The following is a 25,912-nucleotide window of genomic DNA, read 5'->3' on the forward strand; positions in this document are numbered from 1 at the left end:
CCACTATCCAATGGCGCCAGGGGCCATGATAGTAGCGAAATAACGACCGAATAAGCAAACGCCGCGTGTCAGCGCGGCGCTATCCGCAGCGACATTTACGCACCATGACGCGGTTGCGTCAGGATGTCCACCTGCTCAGCCAGCTGATCCAGCAGCTGGAACCGACGCCGGTATTCGGCCCGTTTTTTGCTGGCGATACTCTCCAGTGATTTTCGTTCCAGACGCTGCGGCAGCCGCCAGCGCCACGCGCTTTCCGGCTTACCATCGATGGACTGCCAGAACTCGTCGTAGCTGGCGTGGAAATGGCGGCCCTTGCTCAGACGATAGCGCAGGGCACGGAACACATGGCCGTTATCGCTGACGCCATAAATCGACTCGATAGCGCTGCGAGCGGCCAGTAGCCAAATGAACTCCAGCAGCAGGCGCTTCGGGAACAGGCCGAAGCAGGCGCGAGTGGCCTGCTTAATCACCTCATGGGAAACGTGGCGCCGTGGCCCCTGCAGGCCGCCGATGACCAGTTGCCAGGCTTCACCGTCCCAGGTCACGCTAAAGGTTGCGCTGGCCAACAGGGTGTGATCGCCGTCGCGTAGCCATAATGTGGTTTCGCCCTCGCGCTCAGCCTTCCCGGCTGAGGAGGCGGAGAGAGTGAACGGGCTGTCGTCTTTTCCGTTCAGCGTCAGCAGCGGGACCTCGCTCACCGCGGTCATGGCATGCGCCAGCAGCGACCCCTGCAGGGTATCGATGTAGCGATAATGACTTATCACCGCCATCGCCCTCTGCCAGGCGTTAAGATCGCGCGTCAGGTACTGACGGTGCACTTTCCCCGGCAAGGTCGCCTGCGCGGTCAGAAGCTGATTAAAATCGTCACGGGCGCTAAGCGACTCAAGCATTGCTTTGGTGGGGCTATAAAATAACGCCGTACGCAGCAGAAATTTAAGGCGAAAATTTTTCTGCCGCCAGATAGGTGCAGGTATTAGTCTGCCCATCACCAGATCGGCAATAAGATGCGAGCGCGGCGCAAGCACGCTGGTTGAATGCAGGCTATTGTCTGTCACGATAAACACCTCGTTGTTATTTCCTCCTATTTTAAAGCGAGCTTCTGATAAGCTTAATCCTCTGGCCGACTATATTTCCCGTTTGTTTAAAATCGATTGAGGTGTAAATAAAAATCACGGGGATTCGGCGCAATTACCTATAATTACAGCAGAGAGGTAATTATATGTATCAACGTATTAATGGTAGCGACTGGCGTAATATCTGGCTGATGGGCGATCTGCATGGTTGCTTTGCGCTACTGATGGGCCGCCTGCGTCAGCTGCGCTTTGATCCCTGGGCCGATCTGCTCATTTCCGTGGGCGATCTGATCGATCGCGGACCGCAGAGCGCTGACTGCCTCGGCCTGCTGCGCTGCCGCTGGTTCAGGGCCGTTCGGGGGAATCATGAACAGATGGCGCTGGAGGCGCTGGAGAGCGGGGATATGGCACTCTGGCAGATGAATGGCGGCGACTGGTATGGCCGGGGCACCGCGCAGCAGCGGGCCGAAGCCGACCGGCTGTTAGCGCGTTGTCAGCGGCTACCGTTGATTATTGAAGTTGGGTGTGCAGATGCCCGGCATGTGATCGCCCATGCCGATTATCCGGCGCCAGTCTATCGCTGGCAGCAGCCGGTGGATCCCCAGCGGGTGTTATGGAGCCGTCATCGCCTGAGCGAACATCTGGCGGGACGTCATGGCGCCATCGCCGGAGCAGACCATTTCTGGTTTGGCCATACGCCGCTTCGCACGCCTTATGAACGCGATAATCAACACTATATTGATACGGGCGCCGTGTTTGGCGGAACGCTGACGCTGGTGGCGCTGCAATCGGCAGGTTAAAAATCGCTGTATTCGCTGGCGGGTTGCCAGAAGCCATCAATAAAATCTTCTATCGGATAGCAGCCGCCGTGGCGGATCCGCTGATCCTCCATCGCCACTAAGCACTGCGTTTCCTCGCGGTAGACGTCAACCACAATGTCCTCGCAGCCGCCATCCAGATAGCAAATAAACAACACCAAGGCAAACATCCAGGCCTCATGCTCGGGTTCACATACTCTTTAGTGTAGGGGATGACGGCGGGACGGGGAAATAAATAACCCGTCTCAGGCGACGGGTTCATTTGAGTCAGGCAAGGCGCATGACCCAGGCATCAGACTGGCGGTCGTAATGTTTACGGTAGAGCACGGAATGTTCGCCATTGAGAATAGCGGGCACGCTGGTATCGGCATCCCAGGCGTCAAGCTGCATACATAAATCTGGATCGGATTTGCAGGGAATACTTAACGTTCGCTCTCCCTGATGTTCACCGTGCAGTTCGGCATCGTCTATCTCAAACGCGCCGATGCGGACATTGGTTTTACTCATCGCTTCACCCCATTTTTCAGCTGAGTTGTGGTACGACCAGTTGAGGCCGTCATTTTTCAGCGTAGTCAATGGGGTGAAAACCGCCAGTCAAAAAGTGCGCATTTTTTGCGCGGCGTCACACCTTGCCGGCAAAAAGTTTCCCATCGCGCACCAGTTCGCGCGGGTAGCTATTCTTCAGACGGGAGCCGACGCGCTTGGCCAGACCCAGCGGGACACCCTGGAAGGTCACGATGGCCTCATCCTGCTGCGGCGCGGTCTGCGGATAGACGTCGCGTCCGCGATACCATTCCTCCGCTTCCTCCTGGGTCAGCTCGAAGGCGCGCTGCGGCGCGGCAAAGGCGATAACCGCCTCATGCTGCCAGCGGTACCCCTTATTGTGCACCTCTGCCAGGCGTACGCCGATGCGTGAAAAACGCACCTGACCAAACAGGGGCTCCATAGCCTGCGGGAACAGCCACAGCTCTTTATCCCGCAGCCACAGCGTATGACCTGCGTCCCACACCAGGCCAACAGCGCTGGCGGCGGCAGTTACCGCGGCGGCCTCCCGGCTCTTCAGCGGCGTAAACGGGAATTTGCCGACCTTATAGCCTGGCGCCGGGAGCGGATCGATCGCCGCGGTCTTGCGCAGGCGAGCGACAAAGAAGCCTTCGCAATCGTAGATCTGCGGGAACACGTGCAAAAATCCTTCTGCGGTTAAGGCATCGGCCGCGCCGGAAAACAGATCTCCCAGCGGCAGGATCTCCACCGCCTGCGGATAACGGGACAGCAGCCACTGAACAACCGACTGGTTTTCCTCGCGATTCAGGGTACAGGTCGAATACACCAACGTCCCGCCAGGACGCAGGGCATGGAAGGCGCTGTCGATAAGTTCGCGCTGGGTGGCGGCAATGTCGAGGTTGCTCTCCGGCGACCAGTTTTTCAGTGCGTCAGCATCTTTACGCACCACGCCTTCGCCCGAACAGGGGGCATCAAGCAGAATGGCATCGAAGGTTTCGGGCAAGGCCGCGCCGAAAACCCGGCCGTCGAAGTGAGTCAGGGCGACGTTACTGATGCCGCAGCGGCTGATGTTGGCATGCAGCACCTTCACCCGGCTGGCGGAGAACTCATTGGCCAGAATGCCGCCCGCGTTACCCATTCGGGCGGCAATCTGGGTGGTCTTAGACCCCGGCGCGGCGGCAACATCCATCACCCGTTCAGGCTGCGGGTTATCGGCGAACAGAGCGGCGACCGGCAGCATCGAGCTTGCCTCCTGAATATAGAACAGCCCGCTGAGATGTTCGGCGGTGCTGCCCAGCGGCAGGGCATCGTCGCCGTCCCGCTCGATCCAGAATCCCTCTTCACACCAGGGGACCGGCGTCAGTTGCCAGCCATACGGGGCGACCAGAGACAGAAAATCGGCCACACTGATTTTCAGCGTGTTGACGCGAATACTGCGGCGTAGCGGGCGCTGGCAGGCGGCGATAAAGTCGTCGAAAGAGAGATGCGCGGGCATTGCCGCACGCATTTGAGCGAGAAACGCTTCAGGGAAATAGACAGTATTTTCAGCCACAGGCAGCGCACCACAGAAAAAAAGGGTGCGCAGTTTAGCACAAACGCCCCGGTGCAGGACACCGGGGCGTGCGCTTGGTTATCTTCCCGCCCCCGGCGTTGGCCTGTGCGGGAGAAGGCGTTGTGAGGGTTACTGCGGCAGGGCGGTGCCCCATTCCCGCCACTCTTTCGGCTCGCTCTCCAGCAGCAGGAAGTGCTTGCCATCCTGGGCCTTCGGCGCCAGCGGCGTACCCGGCGGCGTGGCAAAGGCGATCCCGCCGCGGATAAACTGATTGAAGGTCCCGGTTTTCACCACGCCGCCAACCAGGCCGAAGTCGAGGCTGTAACCCGAGGCCAGCCAGAACACCGAGTTATTGCGTACCAGATACTGGTAGCGCTTGCTGATACGCAGTTTCACCATCACCCGATCGGACATTGACCCCAGCGACAGGCCAGTGACCGTCCCCACTTCAAGGCCGCGGAACAGGACCGGCGTACCGATGCCAAGCGACCCCGCCTCCGGCGCTTCCACCACGATGTTCAGGCCGTCGATATAGCGTGAGTCGCTGATCGTCGTATCCTGGATCTCAAAGTCGCGGCGCGCCGGCCCGCGTCCCGGCTCAACGTTAATATAGGACTGGAACAGGGTGTCGAGATGCTCGACGCCCGCGGCGGAGATTTGCGGGGTGATCACCGAGAAGCGGGTCCCGGCCCGGGCGAAGGTACCGACGTATTCCGGGTAGAGCACCGCTTTCGCCTGCACTTCGTTTTTGGCGGTGATCAGCTCCAGGGACTGGATCTGACCGATATCGATGCCGAGATAACGAATCGGCATCCCGGCCGCCATCTTCCCGGCGTCAAACGCGTGCAGGGTGATCTGGCCGCCCACGGCGCGCGCCGCCGTTTCCGAAGCGTAAAGGATACGTTTGTTATTCAGCCGCGCGTTGGCGCTGCTGCCATTGAGGTTATCGAAACTGATCGCCCCTTTAATGGCGCGCGCCAGCGGCGAGGCCTGAACGGTGAGTCCGTTGCCGTCAAGTTTGACCTTCGCCCCCCCTTCGGCCCAGAAGACGCTGTTGTTGCTCAGCAGGTAGCGGTACTCCGGCTTGATATGCAAATCGATATCGAAAGCGTCTTTGCGCGGTTTGACGGCGATGATCTCGCCGACGGCGAATTTACGATACAGCACCACCGAGCCGGCCTGAACGTCAGGCAGGGTCTCGGCTGAGAGGCTTAAGGTCGTGGTCGGCACTTCGCTCAGGCTGTTTTCCTGGGCCTTTTCGAGGTTGGCGTACAGCGGGTAGCTGCTCTGCATTTCGCCTTTTTCTCCCGGAATGACCCGGATCCCGCCATTAACCCATTCGCTGGCGCTGGCCCCCAGCACCTGCACGCCATCGAGTCCGACTTTGACATCCAGACGGCTGTTAACCACAAACTTACTGTCACCGCGAATGAGATCGCGGTATTCGGGGGCAATCGCGACCTGGAAGGTCACCCCTTTGGCCGTCAGTTTGCGCTCCAGCACCTGGCCGACTTTTACTCCGTGCAGCACCAGCGGTTGGCCGCCGTCAATCCCGTAGCTTTCCGGCGCCGAGAGCGTGACGGTGGCGACGTTGGGCTCCTCCAGCAGCGCTTTATCTGCTGGCATGACGGAGAAGTGGTTGCGCGGCTCGCCTTCACCGGGTACCAGTTCAAAGGTATTGCCGGTGAGTAGGGCGCTGACGCTGGGGTTATCGAGGGAAATCTTCGGCTTCTTCATCTGAATCAGCGTTTTCTCACGCAGCAGCGTCACCACGCTCGGGTCGACCGTCATCTCGCCGGTCACTTTGCCGCCGGGGTTAAGATTCAGCTTACTTAACTGACCCACTTCCAGCCCCTGATACATCAGCGGCGTCGAGCCTGCTTTCAGCCCATCGCCGTCCGGCAGGTCGAGGGTGACCAGCACACCGCGCTGGCTATGCGCCAGATCTTCGTACAGATGATAGTCATCGTTTTGCGCCGCAACCTGCGAATCGGCAGGTGAATCGAAGGCGATAGCGCCGTTCACTAGCGCAGAAAGGTTCTCCAGCTGCACTTTTGCCCCACTCAGGCCGACGTCGGCTTTGATCCCGGAGACGTTCCAGAATCGGCTGCCTTTTTTCACCAGGTTGGTAAACCGGCGCTCGATCAGGACATCGATGGTGACCCCCTGATTATTGGCATTCAGGGTGAAATCATACACGCGCCCGACCGGGATCTTGCGGAAATAGACCAGCGAGCCGCTGTTCAGGGAGCCAAGGTCCGGCGCCTGCAGGTGGATCATCAGCTCGCCGTTGTTGATGCGGTATTTCGGCTGAGTGTCGAGGGCCACGAAGTGATCTTCGGGCTCACCTTTGCCAGGCATCATGCCAATGTAGTTCCCGCCCACCAGCGCATCCAGCCCGGAGACCCCCGCCAGAGAGGCTTTTGGGGTGACCAGCCAGAACTGGGTCTCTTTGCGCAGCGCATCTTTCATATCGCGTTTGATGCTGGCGGAAACCTCAATCTTACTCAGATCTTTACTGAGGCTAATATCCTGGACGGTGCCGACCTCGACCCCCTGATAACGGATAGGCGTCCGCCCCGGCACAATGCCGTTAGCGGACTGGAAATCGATGGTAATCGTCGATCCGCGGTCGTCAAAGCTGGTCCAGATGAGCCAGGCGGCAATCAGCAGCGCGATGACCGGCAACAGCCAGAATGGCGAAATACGGCGTTTAGTTTTTATTCTGGCTTCAGTCTGCGAAGCGGGCGATTCCTGACTCATGTGCGTCCCAAAGTAAGCGGCTGTCCAGCCATTCAACTGCAAGAATAGTTAAAATTACCGCACCGCCGAAGTAAACCGCCGCCGGCCCCATGGTGAAAGCGAGGAGCTGATCGCGATTGATTAGCGACATGGTGAGTGAAATAACAAACAGATCCAACATCGACCAGCGGCCAATCCAGGTTATCAGCCGCAGCAGCAGGATGCGGGTGCGCAAGCCTTGCTCGCACTTGAATTGTATGCTGACCAATAGGGTAAATAACACTATAACTTTGGTGAATGGCACCAAAATACTGGCGATAAATACCACTCCGGCGATGGCGATATTGCTGCTGGCAAGGGAGATGATCCCGGAAAGGATCGTATCGTCCTGGCGCGCACCGTTAACATAGATGATCGAGATCGGCAGCAGGTTGGCTGGTAAGAGAAATATCAGCGAGGCAATCAGCGCCGCCCAGCTGCGCTGCAGGCTCTGCGGCCGGCGATGATGCAGCGGGGAGTGGCAGCGTCGGCAGCGGCCACGCGCGTCGCGGTAGCCGGTGTAGTGGCAGCCGGTGCACACCTGTAAATTGTTATCGGCGCGGGTCGCCGGCCGTTCAGGATAGAAACGCTCCCACAGCTCTTCGACGTTCATGTGAATAAGCGTCAGGATGCTCAGCAGCGTCAGCGAGATAAACGCCACCAGGCCGATGCCGGGCTGCAGAAAGGCGTAATCCTGCACCTTGATGGTGGCGACGCCAATACCCACCAGATAGATATCCAGCATCACCCACTCTTTGAGCTTGCCGAGCATCAGCAGCACCGGGCGCAGGTTCATCCCCAGCACGTTGCCCAGCCAGAGATAGCTAATCGAGACCACCAGCAGCACCGGGGCGACCACCGCGCAAAACAGCACCATGGCGGCGGTAAGCGGGTCACCCTGCGCGGTCATCTGCCAGATCCCTTGCAGGACGTTGGCGTCGATGCGCACGCCCAGCAGGTGCAGGCGCAGCAGAGGCTCCGACCAGGCAAAAGGCATGAGCAGCAGCATCGCAACGGCCATGCTGCCCAAACGCGTCAGCGACCAGTCGCGCCCATCGCGCACCTTGGCGTTGCAGCGTGGGCACCAGGCGCTTTGGTTGCGTTTAAGCACCGGTAAGCGAAAGAGCATGTCACACTGCGTACAGCGCTGATAATGCGCATAGGGAAGCGGTGTGCTGACGGCATGCACGACCAACTTCTTCGCAGGTTTAATCGTTGGTGTTTTTATCGGCATTTATTACGTACAGGAATGAATGTATCCCACTATCTTAACCTATGAATGAATTCATCTTGAGCCTAAGCGCATTTAATGCTTATTTTAGTAGGCTGTACGTATCAGGCAGTAAGACAACCAAGTGAAGATATAATGAGCAAAACAGAATTTTACGCGGATCTGAACCGCGATTTCCAGGCATTAATGGCAGGTGAAACCAGTTTTCTGGCGATGATCGCCAATACCAGCGCGCTGCTGTTCGAGCGGCTGAGCGAGGTCAACTGGGCCGGTTTCTATCTTCTGGAAGGCGATACCCTGGTACTGGGGCCGTTCCAGGGCAAACTGGCCTGTGTGCGCATTCCGGTTGGTCGCGGCGTCTGCGGCGCCGCGGTGGCGCAAGCCCAGGTCCAGCGCGTAGAGGACGTGCATGCGTTTGATGGTCACATTGCCTGCGATGCGGCCAGTAATTCAGAAATTGTCTTTCCCCTGCGCGTGAACGACCAGATTATCGGCGTGCTGGATATCGACAGCACGGCGTACGGCCGCTTCACAGCTGAAGATGAGCAGGGGTTGCGCACGCTGGTCGAGCAACTGGAAAAACTTATCGCGGCCACTGATTATCAAAAAATCTTTACCCGTGTCGTGGGATAATCAACGGATAACGTAGCATTTAGCGAGGACGTCATTATAATGTCGCCTGTTCATGCCTGCGGCTTGTTGGCTACGTCCGTTGTAATCAGGAAATTTCATGGAAAATCAACCTAAGTTGAATAGCAGTAAAGAAGTTATCGCCTTTCTGGCCGAACGTTTCCCGCAGTGCTTTAGCGCTGAAGGCGAAGCGCGCCCCCTGAAAATTGGTATTTTTCAGGATCTCGTTGAGCGAGTGGGTGGTGAGATGAACCTCAGCAAAACCCAGCTTCGCGCTGCATTACGTCTCTATACGTCCAGCTGGCGTTATCTGTACGGCGTGAAAGCCGGCGCTATCCGCGTTGACCTGGACGGCAACCCGTGCGGCGAACTGGAAGAACAGCACATTGCCCATGCGCGCCAGCAGCTGGAAGAAGCGAAAGCTCGCGTTCAGACGCAGCGCGCTGCCCAGCAGGCGAAAAAACGCGAAGCCGCCGCCGCCGCAGGTCAGCAGGATGAAGGGGGTCGCCGCGAGCGTAAACCACGTCCTCAGCAGCCGCGTCGTAAAGAAGGCGCTGAACAGCGTAAACCGCGTCCTGTTGCGGCCAAAGCCCCGCGTGAAGAGCGTCATACTCCGGTTTCGGATGTTTCCGTTCTGACCGTCGGCCAGGCGCTGAAGGTAAAAGCAGGCAATAACGCAATGGACGCCACCGTTCTGGAAATCACCAAAGATGGCGTTCGTGTACAGCTGACTTCTGGTATGTCAATGATTGTACGCGCAGAACACCTGGTGTTCTGAAACGGAGGCCGGGCCAGGCATGAACACATTTTTTAAAATCACCGCGCTTGCGGGCCTGCTGGCAATAGCAGGCCATGCTTTCGCTGTTGATGAAATAACCCGTGCAGATCAAATACCCGTGCTGAAAGAAGAGCCGCAGCACGCGACGGTGAGCGAGCGCGTGACGTCGCGCTTTACCCGTTCTCACTACCGTCAGTTTGATCTCGACAACGCCTTCTCGGCAAAGATTTTTGACCGTTATCTGAACCTGCTGGACTACAGCCACAATGTGCTGCTGGCCAGCGATGTGGCGAAGTTTGCGGCCAAAAAAGATCAAATCGGCGACGAACTGCGCACCGGGAAACTGGACGTCTTCTACGACCTTTACAACCTGGCGCAGCAGCGTCGCTTTGAGCGCTATCAGTATGCGCTCAAAGTGCTGGAACGTCCGATGGACTTTACCGGCAACGATAATTTTAACCTTGATCGCTCCAAAGCGCCGTGGCCAAAAGATGAGGCCGAGCTGAACACGCTGTGGGACGCCAAGGTGAAGTTTGACCAGTTAAGCCTGAAGCTGGCGGGCAAAGACGATAAAGAGATCCGCGACACCTTAACGCGTCGCTATAAGTTCGCGATCCGTCGTCTGGCGCAAACCAACAGCGAAGATGTCTTCTCGCTGGCGATGACCGCCTTCGCTCGCGAAATCGACCCGCACACCAACTACCTGTCTCCACGTAATACCGAGCAGTTCAACACTGAGATGAGCCTCTCTCTTGAGGGGATCGGCGCTGTCCTGCAAATGGATGATGACTACACCGTCATCAATTCGCTGGTGGCGGGCGGTCCGGCCGCGAAGAGCAAAGCGATCAGCGTCGGCGACCGTATCGTTGGCGTTGGCCAGACCGGGAAGCCGATGGTTGATGTCATCGGCTGGCGTCTGGATGACGTGGTCGCGCTGATTAAAGGGCCGAAGGGCAGCAAAGTGCGCCTTGAGATCCTGCCGGCAGGCAAAGGGGCCAAGACGCGTATCGTGACCCTGACCCGCGAGCGGATCCGTCTGGAAGACCGTGCGGTGAAGATGTCGGTGAAAACCGTTGGTAAAGAAAAAGTCGGCGTGCTGGATATTCCGGGCTTTTACGTTGGTCTCACCGATGATGTGAAGGTGCAACTGCAGAAGCTGGAAAAACAGAACGTCAGCAGCATCGTCATTGATCTGCGCAGCAACGGCGGCGGGGCGCTGACCGAGGCGGTATCGCTCTCGGGTCTGTTTATTCCGTCCGGCCCGGTAGTGCAGGTCCGTGATAACAATGGCAAGGTCCGCGAAGACAGCGACAACGACGGCGTGGTCTATTACAAAGGGCCGCTGGTGGTGCTGGTTGACCGCTTTAGCGCCTCGGCGTCTGAAATCTTCGCCGCGGCGATGCAGGATTATGGCCGCGCGCTGATCGTTGGCGAGCCGACCTTCGGTAAAGGGACGGTACAGCAGTATCGCTCGTTGAATCGTATCTACGATCAGATGCTGCGTCCGGACTGGCCGGCGTTAGGTTCCGTCCAGTACACCATCCAGAAGTTCTACCGTATTAACGGCGGCAGTACGCAGCGTAAAGGCGTGACGCCGGATATCATGATGCCAACCGGTAATGAAGATCGTGAGACCGGCGAGCAGTATGAAGACAACGCGCTGCCGTGGGATAGTATCAACGCAGCCACCTACGTGAAGTCCGGGGATCTGACCCCGTTTGGACCGGAACTGCTCAAGCGCCATGATGAGCGTATCGCGCAGGATCCAGAGTTCCAGTACATCATGAAGGATATTGCCCGTTATAACGCGATGAAGGACAAGCGTAACATCGTCTCTCTGAACTACGCCCAGCGTGAGAAAGAGAACGAAGAGGATGATGCGATTCGTCTGGCGCGGATTAACGATCGCCTGAAACGCGAAGGCAAACCGCTGCTGAAAAAACTGGATGACCTGCCGAAGGATTACCAGGAGCCGGATCCGTATCTTGATGAAACGGTCCATATCGCGGTAGACCTGGCGCATCTTGAAAAAGCGCGCCCGGCGGTGGAACCGCCAGCCAGTAAATAAATAACAAACGGGCACCTCAGAGGGTGCCCGTTTTATTTTGTGCTTTTGTCATCACCTTTCAGCTCAACTAACAAAATGTCAACCTGCCCGGCCGCTGTCAGCAAGATGCTACAAAATGTAAAGTTGTGTTTTTATCGTGACTTAGCGGGGGTTGATGGTTGAAAATTGCAGCCTGACCCATACGATGTGGGTAATCGCATAGTGCGTTTTGTTAAATTGAGGTAAAAAGAAAATTATGATGCGAATCGCGCTTTTCCTGCTGACGAACCTGGCAGTAATGGTCGTGTTCGGGCTGGTGTTAAGCCTCACGGGGATCCAATCCAGCAGCATGACCGGTCTGTTGATTATGGCCCTGCTGTTCGGCTTCGGTGGTTCTATCGTTTCGCTGATGATGTCGAAATGGATGGCCCTGAAGTCTGTGGGTGGGGAAGTGATCGAGCAGCCGCGCAACGAAACGGAACGCTGGCTGATGCACACCGTCGCCCAACAGGCGCAGCAGGCGGGCATTGCCATGCCGCAGGTTGCTATCTATCACGCGCCTGATATTAACGCTTTTGCTACCGGCGCGCGTCGCGACGCCTCGCTGGTCGCCGTCAGCACCGGGCTGCTACAAAACATGAGCCGTGATGAAGCGGAAGCGGTCATTGCCCATGAAATCAGCCATATCGCTAATGGCGATATGGTGACCATGACGCTGATTCAGGGGGTGGTGAACACCTTCGTTATCTTTATCTCGCGCGTGATTGCCCAGATTGCGGCCGGTTTCCTCGGCGGCAACCGGGAAGATGAAGGGGAGAGCAGCAATGGTAACCCGCTGATCTACTTCGCTGTCGCCACGGTGCTGGAGCTGGTGTTCGGTATTCTGGCCAGCATTATTACCATGTGGTTCTCTCGTCATCGCGAGTTCCACGCTGACGCCGGCTCGGCGCGACTGGTGGGCCGCGAGAAGATGATTGCTGCCCTGCAGCGTCTGAAAACCAGCTATGAGCCACAGGAAGCCAGCAGCATGATGGCGTTCTGCATCAATGGTAAAGCGAAATCCATGAGCGAGCTGTTTATGACTCACCCGCCGCTGGATAAACGTATTGAAGCCCTGCGTAGCGGTGAGTATCTGAAGTAATCCGTCGGTTCGACGCTAAAAATAAAAATCCGCAGCCCGAAAGCTGCGGATTTTTTTTGCCGCCGTTTATCAGGCCGCGCGCGGCTGGGTGACGCGCAGACCGCTAATCAGTGCGGCAACGGTCGCCAGAATGCCGGCCAGCAGCAGGGCGGTATGGGTGCCGCTGTTGCCGAGCAGGTTGAACAGCAGGGCGACCAGCGCCGCGCCAGTGCTCTGACCGAGCAGGCGAGCGGTACCCAGCATCCCGCTGGCGCCACCGCTACGATGGCTCGGAGCCGAGGCGACAATAGTGTGGTTATTCGGCGACTGAAACAGCCCGAAACCGGCGCCGCACAGCGCCATACGCCAGATAATATCCAGATCGGAAGGCGACTCGGGCAGCAGCGCCAGGCCGAACAGGCCGCAGGCCATAACCAGCAGCCCAATGGCCCCCAGCAGTCCCGCATGGCATTTCTCAATCAAATAACCGGCCAGCGGCGCCATCACCATGGTCGCCAGCGGCCACGGCGTCAGCAGCAGGCCGGTCTCCACTTCGCTGCGCCCCATCATCGTCTGCAGGAAGAAGGGCAGGGAGACCATCGCCAGCATCTGCGCACAGAAGGAGCAGATGGAGGTGCAGATAGAGAGTGAGAAGAGCGGGATGCGCAGCAGGTCGACCGGCAGCAGGGGGACGGGCATGCTGAGCTGGCGGCGAACGAAGAAAAAGCCCACCACCAGCATGGCGGCCACTTCCGCCAGCACCAGCTGAACAGACTGTCCCTGGGCGAACCCGCTGAGCGCAGTGATCAGCAGCCCGAAGGTGAGGGCGTTCATGATGGCGCTCGGCAGATCGAAGCGGATGATTTTGCTGCGCGCGCTGTTGGGTGGCAGAAAGCGCATGGCCAGAACAAAAGCGACGATCCCGAGGGGAACGTTAATTAAAAACAGCCATTGCCATGAGGCGAGGGAGAGGATCGCCGCGGCGATCGTCGGGCCTGCCGCCGAAGAGACGGCGACGACAAAGGAGTTGATGCCCATGCCGCGGCCGAGAAAGCGCTGCGGATAAATCAGGCGGATCAACGCGGTGTTCACGCTCATCAGCGCGGCGCCGCCCAGCCCCTGGGCGACGCGGGCGAAGGTCAGCATGTCGAGACTGCGCGACAGGGCGCAGGCCAGCGAGGTAAAGATAAACACCACCAGGCCTATCTTATAGATGCGGCGATAGCCGACCATATCGCCGAGGAAAGAGAGCGGTAGCAGGGCGATGACAATGGCGATTTGGTAGGCGTTAACGATCCAGATTGACGCCGCCGGCGAGGCGTTAAGATCGCTGGCGATGGTCGGGAGCGCGACGTTGGCGATAGCCCCGTCGAGCACGGCCATGGTCAGCCCCAGCACGATGGTCAGAATGGCGCCATAGCGTTGCGGCAGCGGCACGCCATCGGAAGAATTTTTATCCATGGTGAATATAAGTCTTAAATGAAACGGTTTTTTGAATGATGAGTTTAGCATTGATTATTCCGCAGTATGTCGCAGATTTGTAACGAAGTGGCAGAAGAATGATTGCGGCGCAGAGGCGGCGAATTTATAATAAAAACCGGTTCTAAATTTTATAAAACAGTTACGGCGAGGTGATAAATGGCAGGTGCAGATTTGGATAAACAGCCAGATTCTGTCTCTTCGGTATTGAAGGTTTTTGGCATCTTACAGGCGCTGGGTGAAGAGCGTGAAATTGGCATTACCGAACTGTCCCAGCGCGTCATGATGTCGAAAAGCACCGTTTATCGCTTTTTACAGACCATGAAATCACTGGGCTATGTGGCGCAGGAAGGCGAGTCAGAGAAATACTCCCTCACGCTCAAGCTGTTCGAGCTGGGCGCTCGTGCGCTGCAGAACGTCGACCTGGTACGCAGCGCCGATATTCAGATGCGCGAACTCTCCCGGCTGACGAAAGAGACTATTCACCTCGGGGCGCTGGATGAAGACAGCATCGTCTACATCCACAAGATTGACTCGATGTACAATCTGCGGATGTACTCGCGTATCGGCCGTCGCAATCCGCTGTACAGTACCGCGATTGGTAAGGTACTGCTGGCGTGGCGCGATCGCAGCGAAGTGGAGCAGATCCTCGAGGGCGTGGAGTATAAACGCAGCACCGAGCGGACCATCACCAGCACGGAAGCGCTGCTGAAGGTGCTGGATGGCGTACGCGAGCAGGGATATGGCGAAGATAACGAAGAGCAGGAAGAGGGACTACGCTGCATCGGGGTACCGGTGTTCGATCGTTTCGGCGTGGTTATCGCCGGACTGAGCATCTCTTTCCCGACGCTACGTTTCTCAGAAGAACGTTTGCATGAATATGTGGCGATGCTGCATCAGGCGGCGCGCAAGATTTCTGAGCAAATGGGATACAACGACTACCCGTTCTGACGCGGTAGCTGAAACATCCGGCGAGCGCGGTGCTATTGTCGCGCTCGCCGGAGTGATTTTAACCGTTATCAACCACGGTTGCGCTTTTGCGCAGAATGGGACAGTTACTGACGCCGATCACACCGCTATTGGAATGCACATAAAGTGCGGTACTGACCCCGCGGGCGGTGAGATACTGACACTTAAGACCCAGACCACCGACGTTTTCTTCACTGTGGAATAATACGCCATAGCCGCTTAATAATACGCCAATCCATAAGATAGCCACGACGACAATAGTACGAATGATTAATCGCATTGATGCCTCATTATTTGTATGATCCTTGCCGTGATTTTGACACGAACACGTTTTGAAACAAGTCGATGATTCCTAAACTTGCCGTTCGTATTACAGTTAGCCGCGGTTTAAGAAGGCCGTGTTATCCTGGTGAGATAAAGTACTAATGCGGAGAGTGGAGTGAAAAAATTACGGTGGGTTTTACTGATAGTCATCATAGCAGGCTGCCTGTTGCTGTGGACTCAGATGCTTAACGTAATGTGCGACCAGGATGTTCAGTTTTTCAGCGGCATTTGCACTATCAATAAATTCATCCCGTGGTAAGACATTTTTCTGACGACTGATTTCCTTCTGCGGTGTGGGTGGTAGAATGAACGCCTTCTCTTTGAGGTGGTGAAATGAGTGAGTTACTAAATCCTGGGATCTTAAATCTGGCTTCGCTGGCTGTATCCGTCGCGTTGCTGCTTGTCGGTCTGTTGTTATGGTTCTTCGTCAACCGCGCCAGTTCGCGGGCGAACGAGCAGATAGAACTGCTGCAAGCGCTGCTGGATCAGCAAAAGCGGCAGAATGCGCTGTTACGTCGCCTTTGCGAAGCTAATGCGCCGGAAAAAGAGGACGTGGCCGAGCCGACCGTCGCAGGCAAGGCGAAAGGAGAGGATGAGTTTATCCGCCTGGTGGCAGAGCGCTAAGTACCTCCACAGGTGTGCATCATAAGATGCGCACCTGCATGATAGCTGGCAGTAATAGCTTATTCTTATTCCATTATTCCTTTCCCCGCGCATTATTCCCTTTTTTACACGCTGTAAATAAAGTCATTCCCGCCGCGTTTATTGCCCTGGAATGTGACACTGTCATCATTTTTTCATTATTAAGGTGCAGAATTAGCTCTATTTTTAGCGTGACGACTAACAGGTTTTATTATCACTACACTGGTACGGCTTTAGCGATTTTTCGTCTGCTGTTATGAGTAATTATGCGCATCAATATTCATCACCTTCAGCGAAGCGCCGTCAGCATGGCGGTTCGTATACGTACATACCTGGACGAAGCGAAGTTGTTGAGCTATGGTAAAAAAGTTGCAGTAATGAGGCAGCAACCAGGTGATATTAGCGAATGCTATAACGCCTTGCCAGGAGCGGCAAAGACGCATAAATGTGCAGGCGATCAAATGATTACCTTATAATTTGTGCGAACGATCGTGACACGTTTAAAAATGGCTTGCCATTATTTACGTAGTATGTGATAACACGTTTCGGGTTAAACGAGGTACAGTTCTGTTTATGTGTGGCATTTTCAGTAAAGAAGTCCTGAGTAAACACGTTGTCGTTGAATACCGCTTCTCTGCCGAACCTTAAATTAGTGCCTCATGCAGTTATGTGTCAGTTTTATCTATGTAAACGCCAGCAGGCGAAGAAAACAGTCTAAGGAATTTTGCAAATGGCAAAGATTAAAGGTCAAGTTAAGTGGTTCAACGAGTCTAAAGGTTTTGGTTTCATTACTCCGGCTGATGGCAGCAAAGACGTGTTCGTACACTTCTCCGCTATCCAGGGTAACGGCTTCAAAACTCTGGCTGAAGGCCAGAACGTTGAGTTCGAAATTCAGGACGGCCAGAAAGGTCCGGCTGCAGTTAACGTAACTGCTATCTGATACAAGACCACTCTTCTTGTATAAAAGCCTCGCCTGCGCGGGGCTTTTGCGTTTTTATTGCAAAGCGTGTCATTTTACCCCCTTCCGTCGCGTCTTGTTGCAAATAGTCAACTTTATTAGCATTGTGTAGCAGTCTGTTTTGCTAATTTTCTGTTAAATCAGATGGTTGCAAAATGATGCCGGAGCTATGGTGCTAAAGAAAAAAATGAAGTCCGCCGCCAGCTTTACCCCGATTCGCTTCGGGTTACTCTGTGTGGCCATTCTTGGTTGTCTGGGACTGCTGTTGGCCCGCGTGGGCTGGCTGCAAATTGTCTCTCCCGATAACCTGGTAAAACAAGAAGACATGCGTTCTCTGCGCGAAGAGCCTGTGGCGGTGGAGCGCGGCATGATTAGCGACCGCGAAGGACGACCGCTGGCAGTGAGCGTACCGGTCAGCGCTATCTGGATCGACCCGCAGACCACCATGGAGAAGGGTGGGGTTGGTTATGGTCCTCGCTGGCAGGCAATGGCCGAAGCACTGCATCTCAACCTCGGTGAGCTGGCCCAACGGGTACAAAGTCATCCTCACGCCCGTTTTCTCTATCTGGCGCGTCAGATCAATCCGGAGCAGGCGGAGTGGATTGATAAACTGCATCTCCCGGGCGTCTATCTGCGCGATGAATCGCGACGTTTCTATCCGGCTGGTCATGTGGCTGCCAATCTGCTGGGCTTTACCAACGTCGATAATCAGGGCATCGAAGGGGTGGAGAAAAGCTTTAATGCCCAGCTGACCGGCAAACCCGGACGACGCCTGGTGCGCAAAGATAAACATGGCAATGTTATTGAAAATATTACCGAAGTGCCGCCAGTCCCGGCGCATAATCTGCAGCTAAGTATTGATGAACGTCTGCAGACGGTGACCGAAGATGCGCTGGATAATGCCGTTCGCTGGAATAAGGCGGAATCCGGGGCGGCGGTATTGATCAAAATTGATACCGGTGAGATTCTGGCGATGGCCAGCTACCCGGACTTCAATCCGAACAATCGCGACAGCGCGACGCTGGATGATTTCCGCAACCGCGCCATCAGCGACACCTTCGAACCCGGGTCGACCGTCAAACCGCTGGTGATCATGACCGCGCTCCAGCAGGGGATTGTCCAGCCGGATAGCGTGGTGGACACCCATCCGTTTGTCCTCGACGGCCACCGCATCCGCGATGTGGGCTATTATCCGGAGCTGAGTCTGACCGGGATCCTGCAAAAATCCAGTGATACCGGCGTGTCGCATCTCTCGCTCGCTATGCCGGTGCAGCATCTGCTTGATACCTATCAGGCATTTGGGTTCGGCGAGCCGACCGGATTGGGATTGACCGGGGAAAGCGCCGGGCTGATGCCGCATCGTCGCTACTGGGGGCAGCTGGATCGCGCTACCTTCGCTTTCGGCTATGGGTTAATGGTGACGCCGCTCCAGCTGGCGCACGTCTACGCGACTATCGGCGGTTTCGGTATTGAACGACCGTTGTCGATAACCCGCATCGATCCGCCGGTGATAGGTACGCGGGTGATGCCGGAGAACATCGTTCACAGCGTAGAGCATATGATGGAGAGCGTGGCGCTCCCGGGGGGAGGCGGTACCAAAGCGGCAGTGCGCGACTACCGGGTGGCGGTAAAAACCGGGACGGCGAAGAAAATCGGTCCGGACGGCAAATATATCGATAAATATGTGGCCTACACCGCCGGCGTGGCGCCCGCCAGTCGTCCACAGTTTGCGCTGGTGGTGGTGATGAACGATCCGAGTAATGGCTCCTATTACGGCGGGGCGGTGTCCGCGCCGGTCTTCAGCCAGATCATGGGGGATGTCCTGCGGCTGGAGAACGTCATGCCGGACGGCATGCCGCAAGGGGCGGAGAATCTGATCGTGATGCACGACAGCCATCCGCTGGCGCCGGCGCTGTAACAGTGGTCTGCAGGGGCGAATAGCGCTACACTTTCGCCCTTTAGCAACACCGGAGCCGTCATGTCATACAGTTGCCCCCTTTGCCACGCGCCGTTAAGCCGCGGCGACAACCACTATTCCTGCCCGCAGCGGCACCAGTTCGATCTGGCGAAAGAGGGGTACGTCAATCTGCTACCGGTGCAGTTCAAGCGGTCGCGCGATCCCGGCGATAGCGCTGAGATGATGCAGGCCCGGCGGGCGTTTCTGGATGCGGGTCATTATCAGCCGCTACGGGAGGCGATCGCCGAACGGCTGCGGCACTACGCCCCTGCGGATTTACTGGATATCGGCTGTGGCGAAGGGTATTACACCCACGCGTTTGCCACCATCGCCAGCCATAGCTGGGGGCTGGACGTGTCGAAGCCAGCGATCCGCGCGGCGGCAAAACGCTACCCGCAGGTCAGTTTTTGCGTCGCCTCCAGCCAGCGTCTGCCGTTCTCTGATAACAGCTTCGATGCGGTAGTGCGCATTTACGCCCCCTGCAACGCCGAAGAGCTGGCGCGGGTGGTGCGGCCTGGCGGATGGGTGATCACCGCCACGCCGGGACCCCGCCATCTGCTGGAGCTAAAAGGGCTGATTTACGATGAGGTACGCCTGCATGAGCTGAAGACGGAAGCGATGCCGGGATTCCGCCTGGACGCTCAGCAGCAGCTGGCCTATCCGATGACCCTGACGGGAAGTGAAGCGCAGGCGCTGCTGCAGATGACGCCGTTCGCGTGGCGGGCTAAGCCTGAGGTGCACGCCGCGCTGCGTCAGCAGGCGACGTTTGGCTGCCAGACCGACTTCATGATCCATTGCTGGCAGCGCGAGGCGTAAGGCTTAACCGGCGAAATGGCTCCAGAGGATTTCGCTGCCGATGCCAATCAGCACAATACCGCCGAGGATTTCGGCCCGTTTGCCCAACAGCGGGCCAATAAAGCGACCGACCATGATCCCCAGCGTCGACATAAGAAACGTCGCGCAGCCGATCGCCAGTGCGGTGGTCACAATGCTGACCTGCAGGAAGGCCAGACCCACACCAACGGCCATCGCGTCAAGGCTGGTGGCGAAGGCGGTGGTGACCAGCAGCCAGAAACCATGACGGCGAGGCGCGTCGCACGCCTCGTCGCTGTCGCCGCGAACACCTTCCACGATCATTCGCCCGCCGAGAAACACCAGCAGAATAAAGGCAATCCAGTGGTTCCACTCGAGGACAAACTGGCTGGCCAACATGCCGAGTCCCCAGCCAACCAGCGGGGTCAGGGTTTCAATCACGCCAAAAATCAGCCCGGTGCGGACGGCTTCTGAGAATTTAGGTTTGTGCAGGGTGGCACCCTTGCCGATAGAGGCTGCAAAGGCGTCCATAGACATGCCGAAGGCGAGAAGAATGGTAGCGGATAAATTCATGTGCGTGTCCTGACCGGGGATAATCCATATGACACATCGCTGCCCCCAGTAAATATACGCGGAGCCGCTCAATGGCTGAGCAATACGTACAGCAGTGATGTATCTATGGTCTCGCCTGATTGAATCACTTCAACCCGTACGTGCCACGTTTTGCAACGAGTATGTTGACACGTACATTTCCTGGCAAACAGGAAATCGGCTACTCCCCAACGACGGGCGCAACCTTAACATATTTTTAGAATATAAAACAATAACAGAAGACGGCTATTTTAATAACCAAATGATAACGATTTTCATTTGAATTTATAAGTAAATAAATAGTTAATAAAAAAGGGAAGAGGAGGCAGGGAAATATAGCCATGGCTATATGTTTTTCCAGAGGGAAACTGGAAAATATAGCGCTGGCTATATTTATAAATCATTGAGTTGAAACGAGAAGTTTGTAGATTTTCTCCAGGTCGTCGATATTTTGTACGCGAATAAGCAGCCGCCGTTGCTCTAATTGCATCACCAGCACGCCGTCCTCGGATAAATTCATCTCTTTAATTCGCTGATATTCTATCCACACGTTGGCGAAGAAAAAGCCGCGCGGTTTAAAAATGATTTTCGGCGTACGGATCCAGAATAAATAGAGACCCATCAGCGCCAGGGCAGATAATAGCCAGGTGGTGATCGGGGTGCCGTGCTGGGTAATGTTGTTATAGATCAGAATGGCGGTGAGGCCGACAAAGATCAGACCGTCAACGCGGCTGCGGCGAAGCAGGGGGATGGCCAGCAGCACCGGGCCGTTCCGCCTCGGCATAATGAACTGGTCATACACCGCGTAGGCCAGTAGCGCAAGGATAAACAGGATGATCACCAGGTCCGTGAATGTCATTGCTTTGCGTTCCTCCTGATAAAAAAAAGCCGGGGGCAAGCCCCCGGCGTACAACCTGGAAATTACAGACCCAGCAGGCCGACAGCGTAGCCCGCGATACCGATGACGAAGAAGCCAACGATGATCCACAGTGGGTTAACTTTCTTGCGCAGCAGCCACATACAGGCGAAGGTCAACAGCAGCGGTACCAGGCCCGGCATCAACTGGTCGAGGATGGTTTGCACCGTGGTGACGTGAACCTGTCCGTCAGAACCGGTGATTTTTGACACCACCATCGGAATATTCACGTGCGTCCACTTGTTAACCAAAGCCCCCATGACAAACAGGCCGAGGATTGACGCCCCCTCAGTCAGTTTCTGCAGGAAACCGCCGCCCATATCTTTAACGATGTCCACGCCTTTGCGGTAACCATAGGCGACGCCATAGTAACGGGTCAGCAGACGCACTGCGTTGAACAGGATAAAGAACAGCAGAGGACCGAGCAGGCTACCGCTCATCGCGATCCCAGCGCCTAAGGCCGCGAACACAGGACGCACGGTACCCCAGAAGATCGGGTCGCCGACGCCGGCCAGCGGCCCCATCAGACCGACTTTGATGCCGTTGATGGCGCCATCGTCAATCTCTGCGCCATTGGCGCGCTGCTCTTCCATCGCCAGGGTTACGCCCAGTACCGGAGCGGCAACGTAAGGATGGGTGTTGAAGAACTCAAGGTGACGTTTAATCGCCTGCTTACGCGCATCATTGTTCTCCGGGTACAGGCGACGGATTGCCGGAACCATAGAGAAGCAGAAGCCCAGCGCCTGCATACGTTCGAAGTTCCATGACCCCTGGAACAGGTTAGAACGAATGAACACGCCACGAATATCACTCTGAGTGAGTTTTTTCTCGGTGGTATTTTTAGTCATATCAACCATTTCGCTCACCTGTTAGTCCAGTTCGTTATCGAGATCGTTGTTACCAGCCGCCTGAGCCGGCGCACCGGCGACGCGGTTATATTTCGGGCTCAGCTGGATGTAGAGGATAGCCATGACCGCACCAATCACACCCAGGGCTACCAGGTTGAAGTTGGTGAAGGCGGCGGTGACGAAGCCGAGGTAGAAGAACGGCATCAGGTAGCCTGCGCGCATCATGTTGATGACCATCGCATAACCGACAACCACGATCATACCGCCGGCGATGTTCAGACCGCTGGTGACCACTTCAGGGATCGCGTTCAGCAGGCCCTGGACTTCGCTGGTACCGACGGAAATGGCGACGATGACGGCCGGGATAGCGATACGCATCGCCTGCAGGAACAAGGACGAGACGTGCAACCACGACAGGGCGGTCAGGTTGCCATTCTCCGCCGCTTTATCTGCCGCGTGCTGGAAGGCTACGGTGATGGTACGAACGATAATGGTCAGCACCTGGCCTGCCGCCGCCAGCGGGATAGCCAGCGCGATACCGGCACCGATGCTCTGATGGCCGGCAATAACCAGAACGGTGGAAATAATGGACGCCAGCGCGGCATCAGGTGCAACCGCCGCACCGATGTTCATCCAACCCAGAGCGATCATTTCCAGCGTACCGCCGATGATAATACCGGTTTTCATATCGCCGAGAACGGCACCGATCAGCGTACAAGCGACCAGAGGACGATGGAACTGAAATTCATCAAGCACCGACTCCATACCCGCAATACACGCGACGATGAACACCAGCACAATCTGAAGAAGGGTAATCTCCATTGTACTTCTCCTGTTGATTAAGTCTTAAAGTGAAAACTGGGGCGCGATCGGCCGGGTTATTTATCAACCTTGGCGATCAGATCCATCATTTTCAGTTTCGGGTCGGTGGACACTTTACGTGCCTCCAGCTCGATACCGCGTGCGTTCAGCTTGTTAAACGCCTCAATATCTTTGGCATCGACCGAAATCGCGTTGTTAACCTGGGTTTTGCCCTGGCGGAACGCCATACCACCGATGTTGACGCTGGTGATTTTCACGCCGCCCTCGACGATACGCTCAACGTCGGTCGGGTTAGTAAACAGCAGCATGACGCGCTGCCCGGCGTACATCGGGTTGTTGTAAACGCGGATCATTTTGGCGACGTCCACCACGTGGGCGGTGACGCCCGGTGGTGCAACCTGGGTCAGCAGGGTTTTGCGCACCGTATCCGCGGCCACTTCGTCGCTGACGACGATGATGCGGGTGACGTTGGTCTCTTTGGTCCAGCGGGTGGCGACCTGACCATGGATCAGGCGGTCGTCAATGCGCGCGAGGCCAATCACCATGTAGTCGTTCGGGCCCATCGGTTTGGCCGGCGCGGCGGCTTTTGGCGCCGCGGCAGGGGCTGGCGCGGGAGCCGCTTTTTCCACCGGTTTGGCCTTCAGCGCTTTCACGCCTTCGCTACCGGTCTCCACCGCTAAGGCGACCAGTTCATCAAACGAAGGGTCATCATCGCGGGCCATGAAGGTTTCCACCAGCATCGGGATGTTGACGCCAGCGATAACTTCGTAATGCTCTTTATCGACGACAATGCGGCTCGCAGCGTTGAACGGGCTGCCTCCCCATGTATCGACGAGAAATAGCACGCCTTTACTGGTATCCAGTTTTGCCAACTGGGCATTGTATTTCTCGATCAGCGTTTCGGCGTTTTCACCCGGAACGAAATCGATCCAGCCAACGTTTTCCTGCTCGCCCAACAGCATCTCTGCTGTTTTCAGCAGCTGTTCTGCAGCCCAACCATGTGTGCCTATTACAATAGCAATCGTCACTTGCTACCTCCTTTTATTATCGTGAATGCATCATCTGCTTTGATACATCCTGAATCACTCTTGAGGACAAAATCGATTCAGTTAGGGTGTAAGATAGAAAATAGTTACTACCGCGAATTATTTTAGACAGTGAAAAAATAATTAATGTGATGAAGATCCGTTAATCAGGCATCGCCTGGTAATAATTTTGCAGCGCAAAAAATAGCCTTAGTTATTGCAAATTCAGGTAAATTTTTTCCAATTTCGATCTATATTTTGCTATGTTTAACTTCCGTTTAATTACTCAGGAGTATAGGGCATAGCCCGCAGTATGGACCGTCATCGACGTCTTTTCACTTTCTGGCACCTGGTTGCCACCTCCACGCATCACGCTTTTCTCTCAGCACCTATTGTCGCGCCCATGCATGACATGGCGATGACTCAGCTTGCCGCTAACCGGAGTCGTACATGGAATTGTTAATGGATCCCTCAATCTGGGCTGGCCTGTTGACGCTTATCGTTCTGGAGATTGTGCTCGGTATCGACAACCTGGTGTTTATTGCCATCCTGGCGGACAAACTGCCGCCGAAGCAGCGCGATAAAGCGCGACTGATCGGCCTTTCGCTGGCGCTGGTGATGCGCCTGGGGCTGCTGTCGGTGATCTCCTGGATGGTGACCCTGACGAAGCCGCTGATTACTATCGCTGATTTCTCCTTTTCCGGGCGCGACCTTATCATGCTGCTCGGCGGGATCTTCTTGCTGTTTAAGGCGACGACTGAACTGCATGAGCGGCTGGAAAACCGCCAGCACGATAGCGGTCACGGTAAAGGGTATGCCAGTTTCTGGGTGGTGGTACTGCAGATCGTGGTGCTGGACGCCGTCTTCTCTCTGGATGCGGTGATCACGGCGGTCGGGATGGTTAACCATCTGCCGGTGATGATGGCGGCGGTGGTGATCGCCATGATCATGATGCTGCTGGCGTCGAAGCCATTGACGCGCTTTGTCAACCAGCACCCGACGGTGGTGGTGCTCTGTCTGAGCTTCCTGTTGATGATCGGCCTGAGCCTGGTGGCGGAAGGGTTTGGCTTCCATATTCCGAAAGGGTATCTGTACGCGGCGATCGGTTTCTCGATCATCATCGAGTTCTTTAACCAGGTGGCGCGACGCAACTTTGTCCGACATCAGTCGACGCTGCCGCTGCGTGCCCGTACCGCGGATGCGATCCTGCGCCTGATGGGCGGCCGGAAACAGACCTCCGTCAGCCATGACGCCGACAGCCCGGCAGCCATACCGGTGCCGGAAGGGGCGTTTGCCGAAGAAGAACGTTACATGATTAACGGCGTGCTGACGCTGGCCCAGCGCTCCCTGCGCGGTATTATGACCCCGCGCGGTGAAATCAGCTGGGTCGACGCCGAACAGAGTGATGACGAAATTCGTCGTCAGCTGCTCTCGTCGCCGCACAGTCTGTTCCCGGTCTGCCGCGGAGAGCTGGATGAAATCATCGGTATCGTGCGGGCGAAAGAGTTGCTGGTGGCCCTTGAGGCGGGCGAAAACGTTGCGGCGCTGGCCTCTGCCTCCCCGGCGATTGTCGTCCCGGAAACGCTGGACCCGATCAATCTGCTCGGCGTTCTGCGCCGCGCGCGCGGCAGCTTTGTCATCGTGACCAACGAGTTTGGCATGGTACAGGGGCTGGTGACGCCGCTGGACGTCCTGGAAGCCATCGCCGGTGAATTCCCGGATGCCGATGAGACGCCGGAGATCGTCATTGACGGCGATGGCTGGCTGATCAAAGGCTCGACCGACCTGCATGCGCTGCAGCAGGCGCTTGGACTGGATGCGCTGGTCAATGAAGATGAGGATATTGCCACGGTGGCCGGGTTGGTGATCGCCGTCAATGGCCATATCCCGCGCATTGGCGACACCGTGTCGCTACCGCCGCTGCAGTTTACCGTGGTGGAAGCGAATGATTACCGGGTCGACCTGGTCCGCGCGGTGGTCACCCGTCCGCTGAGCGACGAAGAAGAGTAATTGCCCTGCTCGTCGGCCCCTGTG

Annotated in this window: 25 protein-coding genes, 2 pseudogenes and 1 riboswitch; of the genes and pseudogenes, 14 read left to right on the plus strand and 13 right to left on the minus strand. The window is 56.4% G+C overall.

Annotated elements, in window-relative coordinates:
• Nucleotides 1-95 precede the first annotated feature (95 nt).
• Entirely contained in the window at nt 96-1,064 is a 969-nt protein-coding gene (locus N438_RS20300) for a VirK/YbjX family protein (RefSeq protein WP_162493241.1), read from the minus strand.
• Between the two features lie 155 nt (nt 1,065-1,219).
• Here N438_RS20300 and pphA point away from each other — a divergent pair, with 155 nt between their 5' ends.
• The gene (gene pphA, locus N438_RS20305) at nt 1,220-1,873 is read left to right on the plus strand and encodes a protein-serine/threonine phosphatase (RefSeq protein WP_008804273.1); all 654 of its coding nucleotides are present in this window, start codon (nt 1,220-1,222) and stop codon (nt 1,871-1,873) included.
• Here the strand turns inward: pphA and N438_RS20310 are convergent.
• From N438_RS20310 to yebS, 5 genes are all read right to left on the minus strand, one after another.
• Entirely contained in the window at nt 1,870-2,061 is a 192-nt protein-coding gene (locus N438_RS20310) for a YebW family protein (RefSeq protein ID WP_002911395.1), read from the minus strand. The two genes, pphA and N438_RS20310, sit on opposite strands and share 4 nt — an antisense overlap.
• Before the next feature lie 97 nt (nt 2,062-2,158).
• A complete protein-coding gene (locus N438_RS20315) occupies nt 2,159-2,398 on the minus strand; it encodes a YebV family protein (RefSeq protein WP_002911393.1) in 240 nt (79 codons plus the stop codon).
• Nucleotides 2,399-2,513: 115 nt separating this feature from the next.
• Complete coding sequence (rsmF, locus tag N438_RS20320; protein WP_116696443.1) at nt 2,514-3,947, minus strand: 16S rRNA (cytosine(1407)-C(5))-methyltransferase RsmF; 1,434 nt, start codon at nt 3,945-3,947, stop codon at nt 2,514-2,516.
• 129 nt (nt 3,948-4,076) lie between these two features.
• Entirely contained in the window at nt 4,077-6,710 is a 2,634-nt protein-coding gene (locus N438_RS20325) for a PqiB family protein (RefSeq protein ID WP_012967755.1), read from the minus strand.
• Nucleotides 6,679-7,962, minus strand: a complete 1,284-nt coding sequence (gene yebS / locus N438_RS20330; RefSeq protein WP_039103966.1) for a membrane integrity lipid transport subunit YebS — start codon at nt 7,960-7,962, stop codon at nt 6,679-6,681. The genes N438_RS20325 and yebS overlap by 32 nt, the downstream gene beginning before the upstream one ends.
• 132 nt (nt 7,963-8,094) lie before the next feature.
• On the opposite strand from yebS, the pseudogene N438_RS20335 reads away from it, so the two are divergent.
• From N438_RS20335 to htpX, 4 genes and pseudogenes are all read left to right on the plus strand, one after another.
• Nucleotides 8,095-8,608, plus strand: a pseudogene (locus N438_RS20335) (GAF domain-containing protein).
• A gap of 81 nt (nt 8,609-8,689) precedes the next feature.
• A complete protein-coding gene (gene proQ, locus N438_RS20340) occupies nt 8,690-9,367 on the plus strand; it encodes an RNA chaperone ProQ (protein ID WP_022066247.1) in 678 nt (225 codons plus the stop codon).
• 19 nt (nt 9,368-9,386) lie between these two features.
• On the plus strand, nt 9,387-11,435 hold the full coding sequence (gene prc / locus N438_RS20345) for a carboxy terminal-processing peptidase (RefSeq protein WP_008804279.1): 2,049 nt from the start codon (nt 9,387-9,389) through the stop codon (nt 11,433-11,435).
• A 235-nt stretch (nt 11,436-11,670) separates the two neighbouring features.
• Nucleotides 11,671-12,555, plus strand: a complete 885-nt coding sequence (htpX, locus tag N438_RS20350; protein ID WP_008804280.1) for a protease HtpX — start codon at nt 11,671-11,673, stop codon at nt 12,553-12,555.
• Nucleotides 12,556-12,624: 69 nt separating this feature from the next.
• On the opposite strand, the gene N438_RS20355 is transcribed toward htpX, so the two are convergent.
• Complete coding sequence (locus N438_RS20355; protein ID WP_032731027.1) at nt 12,625-13,995, minus strand: MFS transporter; 1,371 nt, start codon at nt 13,993-13,995, stop codon at nt 12,625-12,627.
• Nucleotides 13,996-14,172: 177 nt separating this feature from the next.
• Between N438_RS20355 and kdgR the strand changes: the two genes are divergently transcribed.
• Entirely contained in the window at nt 14,173-14,964 is a 792-nt protein-coding gene (gene kdgR / locus N438_RS20365; protein WP_008804282.1) for a DNA-binding transcriptional regulator KdgR, read from the plus strand.
• 58 nt (nt 14,965-15,022) lie between these two features.
• Here the strand turns inward: kdgR and N438_RS20370 are convergent, their stop codons facing one another.
• On the minus strand, nt 15,023-15,262 hold the full coding sequence (locus N438_RS20370; protein ID WP_008804283.1) for a YobH family protein: 240 nt from the start codon (nt 15,260-15,262) through the stop codon (nt 15,023-15,025).
• A 159-nt stretch (nt 15,263-15,421) separates the two neighbouring features.
• On the opposite strand from N438_RS20370, the gene mgrB reads away from it, so the two are divergent.
• From mgrB to rlmA, 7 genes and pseudogenes are all read left to right on the plus strand, one after another.
• The gene (gene mgrB, locus N438_RS20375) at nt 15,422-15,565 is read left to right on the plus strand and encodes a PhoP/PhoQ regulator MgrB (RefSeq protein ID WP_002911375.1); all 144 of its coding nucleotides are present in this window, start codon (nt 15,422-15,424) and stop codon (nt 15,563-15,565) included.
• Between the two features lie 74 nt (nt 15,566-15,639).
• Nucleotides 15,640-15,930, plus strand: coding sequence for a YebO family protein (locus N438_RS20380; RefSeq protein ID WP_002911374.1), 291 nt, complete (start codon nt 15,640-15,642; stop codon nt 15,928-15,930).
• Between the two features lie 284 nt (nt 15,931-16,214).
• The gene (locus N438_RS28325; RefSeq protein WP_165818808.1) at nt 16,215-16,424 is read left to right on the plus strand and encodes a hypothetical protein; all 210 of its coding nucleotides are present in this window, start codon (nt 16,215-16,217) and stop codon (nt 16,422-16,424) included.
• A 97-nt stretch (nt 16,425-16,521) separates the two neighbouring features.
• A pseudogene (locus N438_RS20395) lies at nt 16,522-16,593 on the plus strand (DUF2627 domain-containing protein); the annotation flags it as partial.
• A gap of 85 nt (nt 16,594-16,678) precedes the next feature.
• Nucleotides 16,679-16,888, plus strand: a complete 210-nt coding sequence (cspE, locus tag N438_RS20400; protein WP_001062678.1) for a transcription antiterminator/RNA stability regulator CspE — start codon at nt 16,679-16,681, stop codon at nt 16,886-16,888.
• Nucleotides 16,889-17,075: 187 nt separating this feature from the next.
• Nucleotides 17,076-18,824 (plus strand): peptidoglycan glycosyltransferase FtsI, encoded by a 1,749-nt coding sequence (gene ftsI / locus N438_RS20405; protein ID WP_008804285.1) that lies wholly within the window; start codon nt 17,076-17,078, stop codon nt 18,822-18,824.
• 60 nt (nt 18,825-18,884) lie between these two features.
• A complete protein-coding gene (gene rlmA / locus N438_RS20410; RefSeq protein ID WP_012541271.1) occupies nt 18,885-19,679 on the plus strand; it encodes a 23S rRNA (guanine(745)-N(1))-methyltransferase in 795 nt (264 codons plus the stop codon).
• A 3-nt stretch (nt 19,680-19,682) separates the two neighbouring features.
• Here rlmA and mntP read toward each other — a convergent pair whose 3' ends face one another.
• The 5 genes from mntP to manX form a co-directional block, all read right to left on the minus strand.
• Nucleotides 19,683-20,249 (minus strand): manganese efflux pump MntP, encoded by a 567-nt coding sequence (mntP, locus tag N438_RS20415; protein ID WP_008804287.1) that lies wholly within the window; start codon nt 20,247-20,249, stop codon nt 19,683-19,685.
• A 117-nt stretch (nt 20,250-20,366) separates the two neighbouring features.
• Nucleotides 20,367-20,469, minus strand: a riboswitch (yybP-ykoY riboswitch).
• Between the two features lie 198 nt (nt 20,470-20,667).
• Entirely contained in the window at nt 20,668-21,126 is a 459-nt protein-coding gene (locus tag N438_RS20420; protein ID WP_080895565.1) for a DUF986 family protein, read from the minus strand.
• Nucleotides 21,127-21,188: 62 nt separating this feature from the next.
• On the minus strand, nt 21,189-22,040 hold the full coding sequence (locus tag N438_RS20425) for a PTS mannose transporter subunit IID (protein WP_004145526.1): 852 nt from the start codon (nt 22,038-22,040) through the stop codon (nt 21,189-21,191).
• A gap of 12 nt (nt 22,041-22,052) precedes the next feature.
• Nucleotides 22,053-22,853 (minus strand): PTS mannose/fructose/sorbose transporter subunit IIC, encoded by an 801-nt coding sequence (locus N438_RS20430; protein WP_004203359.1) that lies wholly within the window; start codon nt 22,851-22,853, stop codon nt 22,053-22,055.
• Nucleotides 22,854-22,909: 56 nt separating this feature from the next.
• Nucleotides 22,910-23,881: a PTS mannose transporter subunit IIAB gene (gene manX, locus N438_RS20435; RefSeq protein WP_008804289.1), complete on the minus strand. Its 972-nt coding sequence runs from the start codon at nt 23,879-23,881 to the stop codon at nt 22,910-22,912.
• 447 nt (nt 23,882-24,328) lie between these two features.
• On the opposite strand from manX, the gene yoaE reads away from it, so the two are divergent.
• Nucleotides 24,329-25,888 (plus strand): CNNM family cation transport protein YoaE, encoded by a 1,560-nt coding sequence (gene yoaE / locus N438_RS20440; protein WP_008804290.1) that lies wholly within the window; start codon nt 24,329-24,331, stop codon nt 25,886-25,888.
• The last annotated feature ends 24 nt before the right edge of the window (nt 25,889-25,912 follow it).

Origin of the sequence: Klebsiella sp. GL120222-02 (assembly GCF_003097195.1) — a bacterium.
Taxonomy (GTDB): Bacteria; Pseudomonadota; Gammaproteobacteria; order Enterobacterales; family Enterobacteriaceae; genus Klebsiella; species Klebsiella variicola.

Bases quoted from the DNA above. Each gene is read 5' to 3' on its own strand.
- kdgR (WP_008804282.1), top strand. From the start codon at position 14,173: ATGGCAGGTGCAGATTTGGATAAACAGCCAGATTCTGTCTCTTCGGTA.
- yebS (WP_039103966.1), bottom strand. From the start codon at position 7,962: ATGCCGATAAAAACACCAACGATTAAACCTGCGAAGAAGTTGGTCGTG.
- N438_RS20370 (WP_008804283.1), bottom strand. From the start codon at position 15,262: ATGCGATTAATCATTCGTACTATTGTCGTCGTGGCTATCTTATGGATT.
- N438_RS20425 (WP_004145526.1), bottom strand. From the start codon at position 22,040: ATGGTTGATATGACTAAAAATACCACCGAGAAAAAACTCACTCAGAGT.
- yoaE (WP_008804290.1), top strand. From the start codon at position 24,329: ATGGAATTGTTAATGGATCCCTCAATCTGGGCTGGCCTGTTGACGCTT.
- prc (WP_008804279.1), top strand. From the start codon at position 9,387: ATGAACACATTTTTTAAAATCACCGCGCTTGCGGGCCTGCTGGCAATA.
- N438_RS20380 (WP_002911374.1), top strand. From the start codon at position 15,640: ATGAGTGAGTTACTAAATCCTGGGATCTTAAATCTGGCTTCGCTGGCT.
- pphA (WP_008804273.1), top strand. From the start codon at position 1,220: ATGTATCAACGTATTAATGGTAGCGACTGGCGTAATATCTGGCTGATG.
- proQ (WP_022066247.1), top strand. From the start codon at position 8,690: ATGGAAAATCAACCTAAGTTGAATAGCAGTAAAGAAGTTATCGCCTTT.
- N438_RS20420 (WP_080895565.1), bottom strand. From the start codon at position 21,126: ATGACATTCACGGACCTGGTGATCATCCTGTTTATCCTTGCGCTACTG.
- N438_RS20430 (WP_004203359.1), bottom strand. From the start codon at position 22,853: ATGGAGATTACCCTTCTTCAGATTGTGCTGGTGTTCATCGTCGCGTGT.
- rlmA (WP_012541271.1), top strand. From the start codon at position 18,885: ATGTCATACAGTTGCCCCCTTTGCCACGCGCCGTTAAGCCGCGGCGAC.
- cspE (WP_001062678.1), top strand. From the start codon at position 16,679: ATGGCAAAGATTAAAGGTCAAGTTAAGTGGTTCAACGAGTCTAAAGGT.
- ftsI (WP_008804285.1), top strand. From the start codon at position 17,076: ATGGTGCTAAAGAAAAAAATGAAGTCCGCCGCCAGCTTTACCCCGATT.
- N438_RS28325 (WP_165818808.1), top strand. From the start codon at position 16,215: ATGCGCATCAATATTCATCACCTTCAGCGAAGCGCCGTCAGCATGGCG.
- N438_RS20310 (WP_002911395.1), bottom strand. From the start codon at position 2,061: ATGTTTGCCTTGGTGTTGTTTATTTGCTATCTGGATGGCGGCTGCGAG.
- N438_RS20355 (WP_032731027.1), bottom strand. From the start codon at position 13,995: ATGGATAAAAATTCTTCCGATGGCGTGCCGCTGCCGCAACGCTATGGC.
- mntP (WP_008804287.1), bottom strand. From the start codon at position 20,249: ATGAATTTATCCGCTACCATTCTTCTCGCCTTCGGCATGTCTATGGAC.
- htpX (WP_008804280.1), top strand. From the start codon at position 11,671: ATGATGCGAATCGCGCTTTTCCTGCTGACGAACCTGGCAGTAATGGTC.
- N438_RS20315 (WP_002911393.1), bottom strand. From the start codon at position 2,398: ATGAGTAAAACCAATGTCCGCATCGGCGCGTTTGAGATAGACGATGCC.
- N438_RS20325 (WP_012967755.1), bottom strand. From the start codon at position 6,710: ATGAGTCAGGAATCGCCCGCTTCGCAGACTGAAGCCAGAATAAAAACT.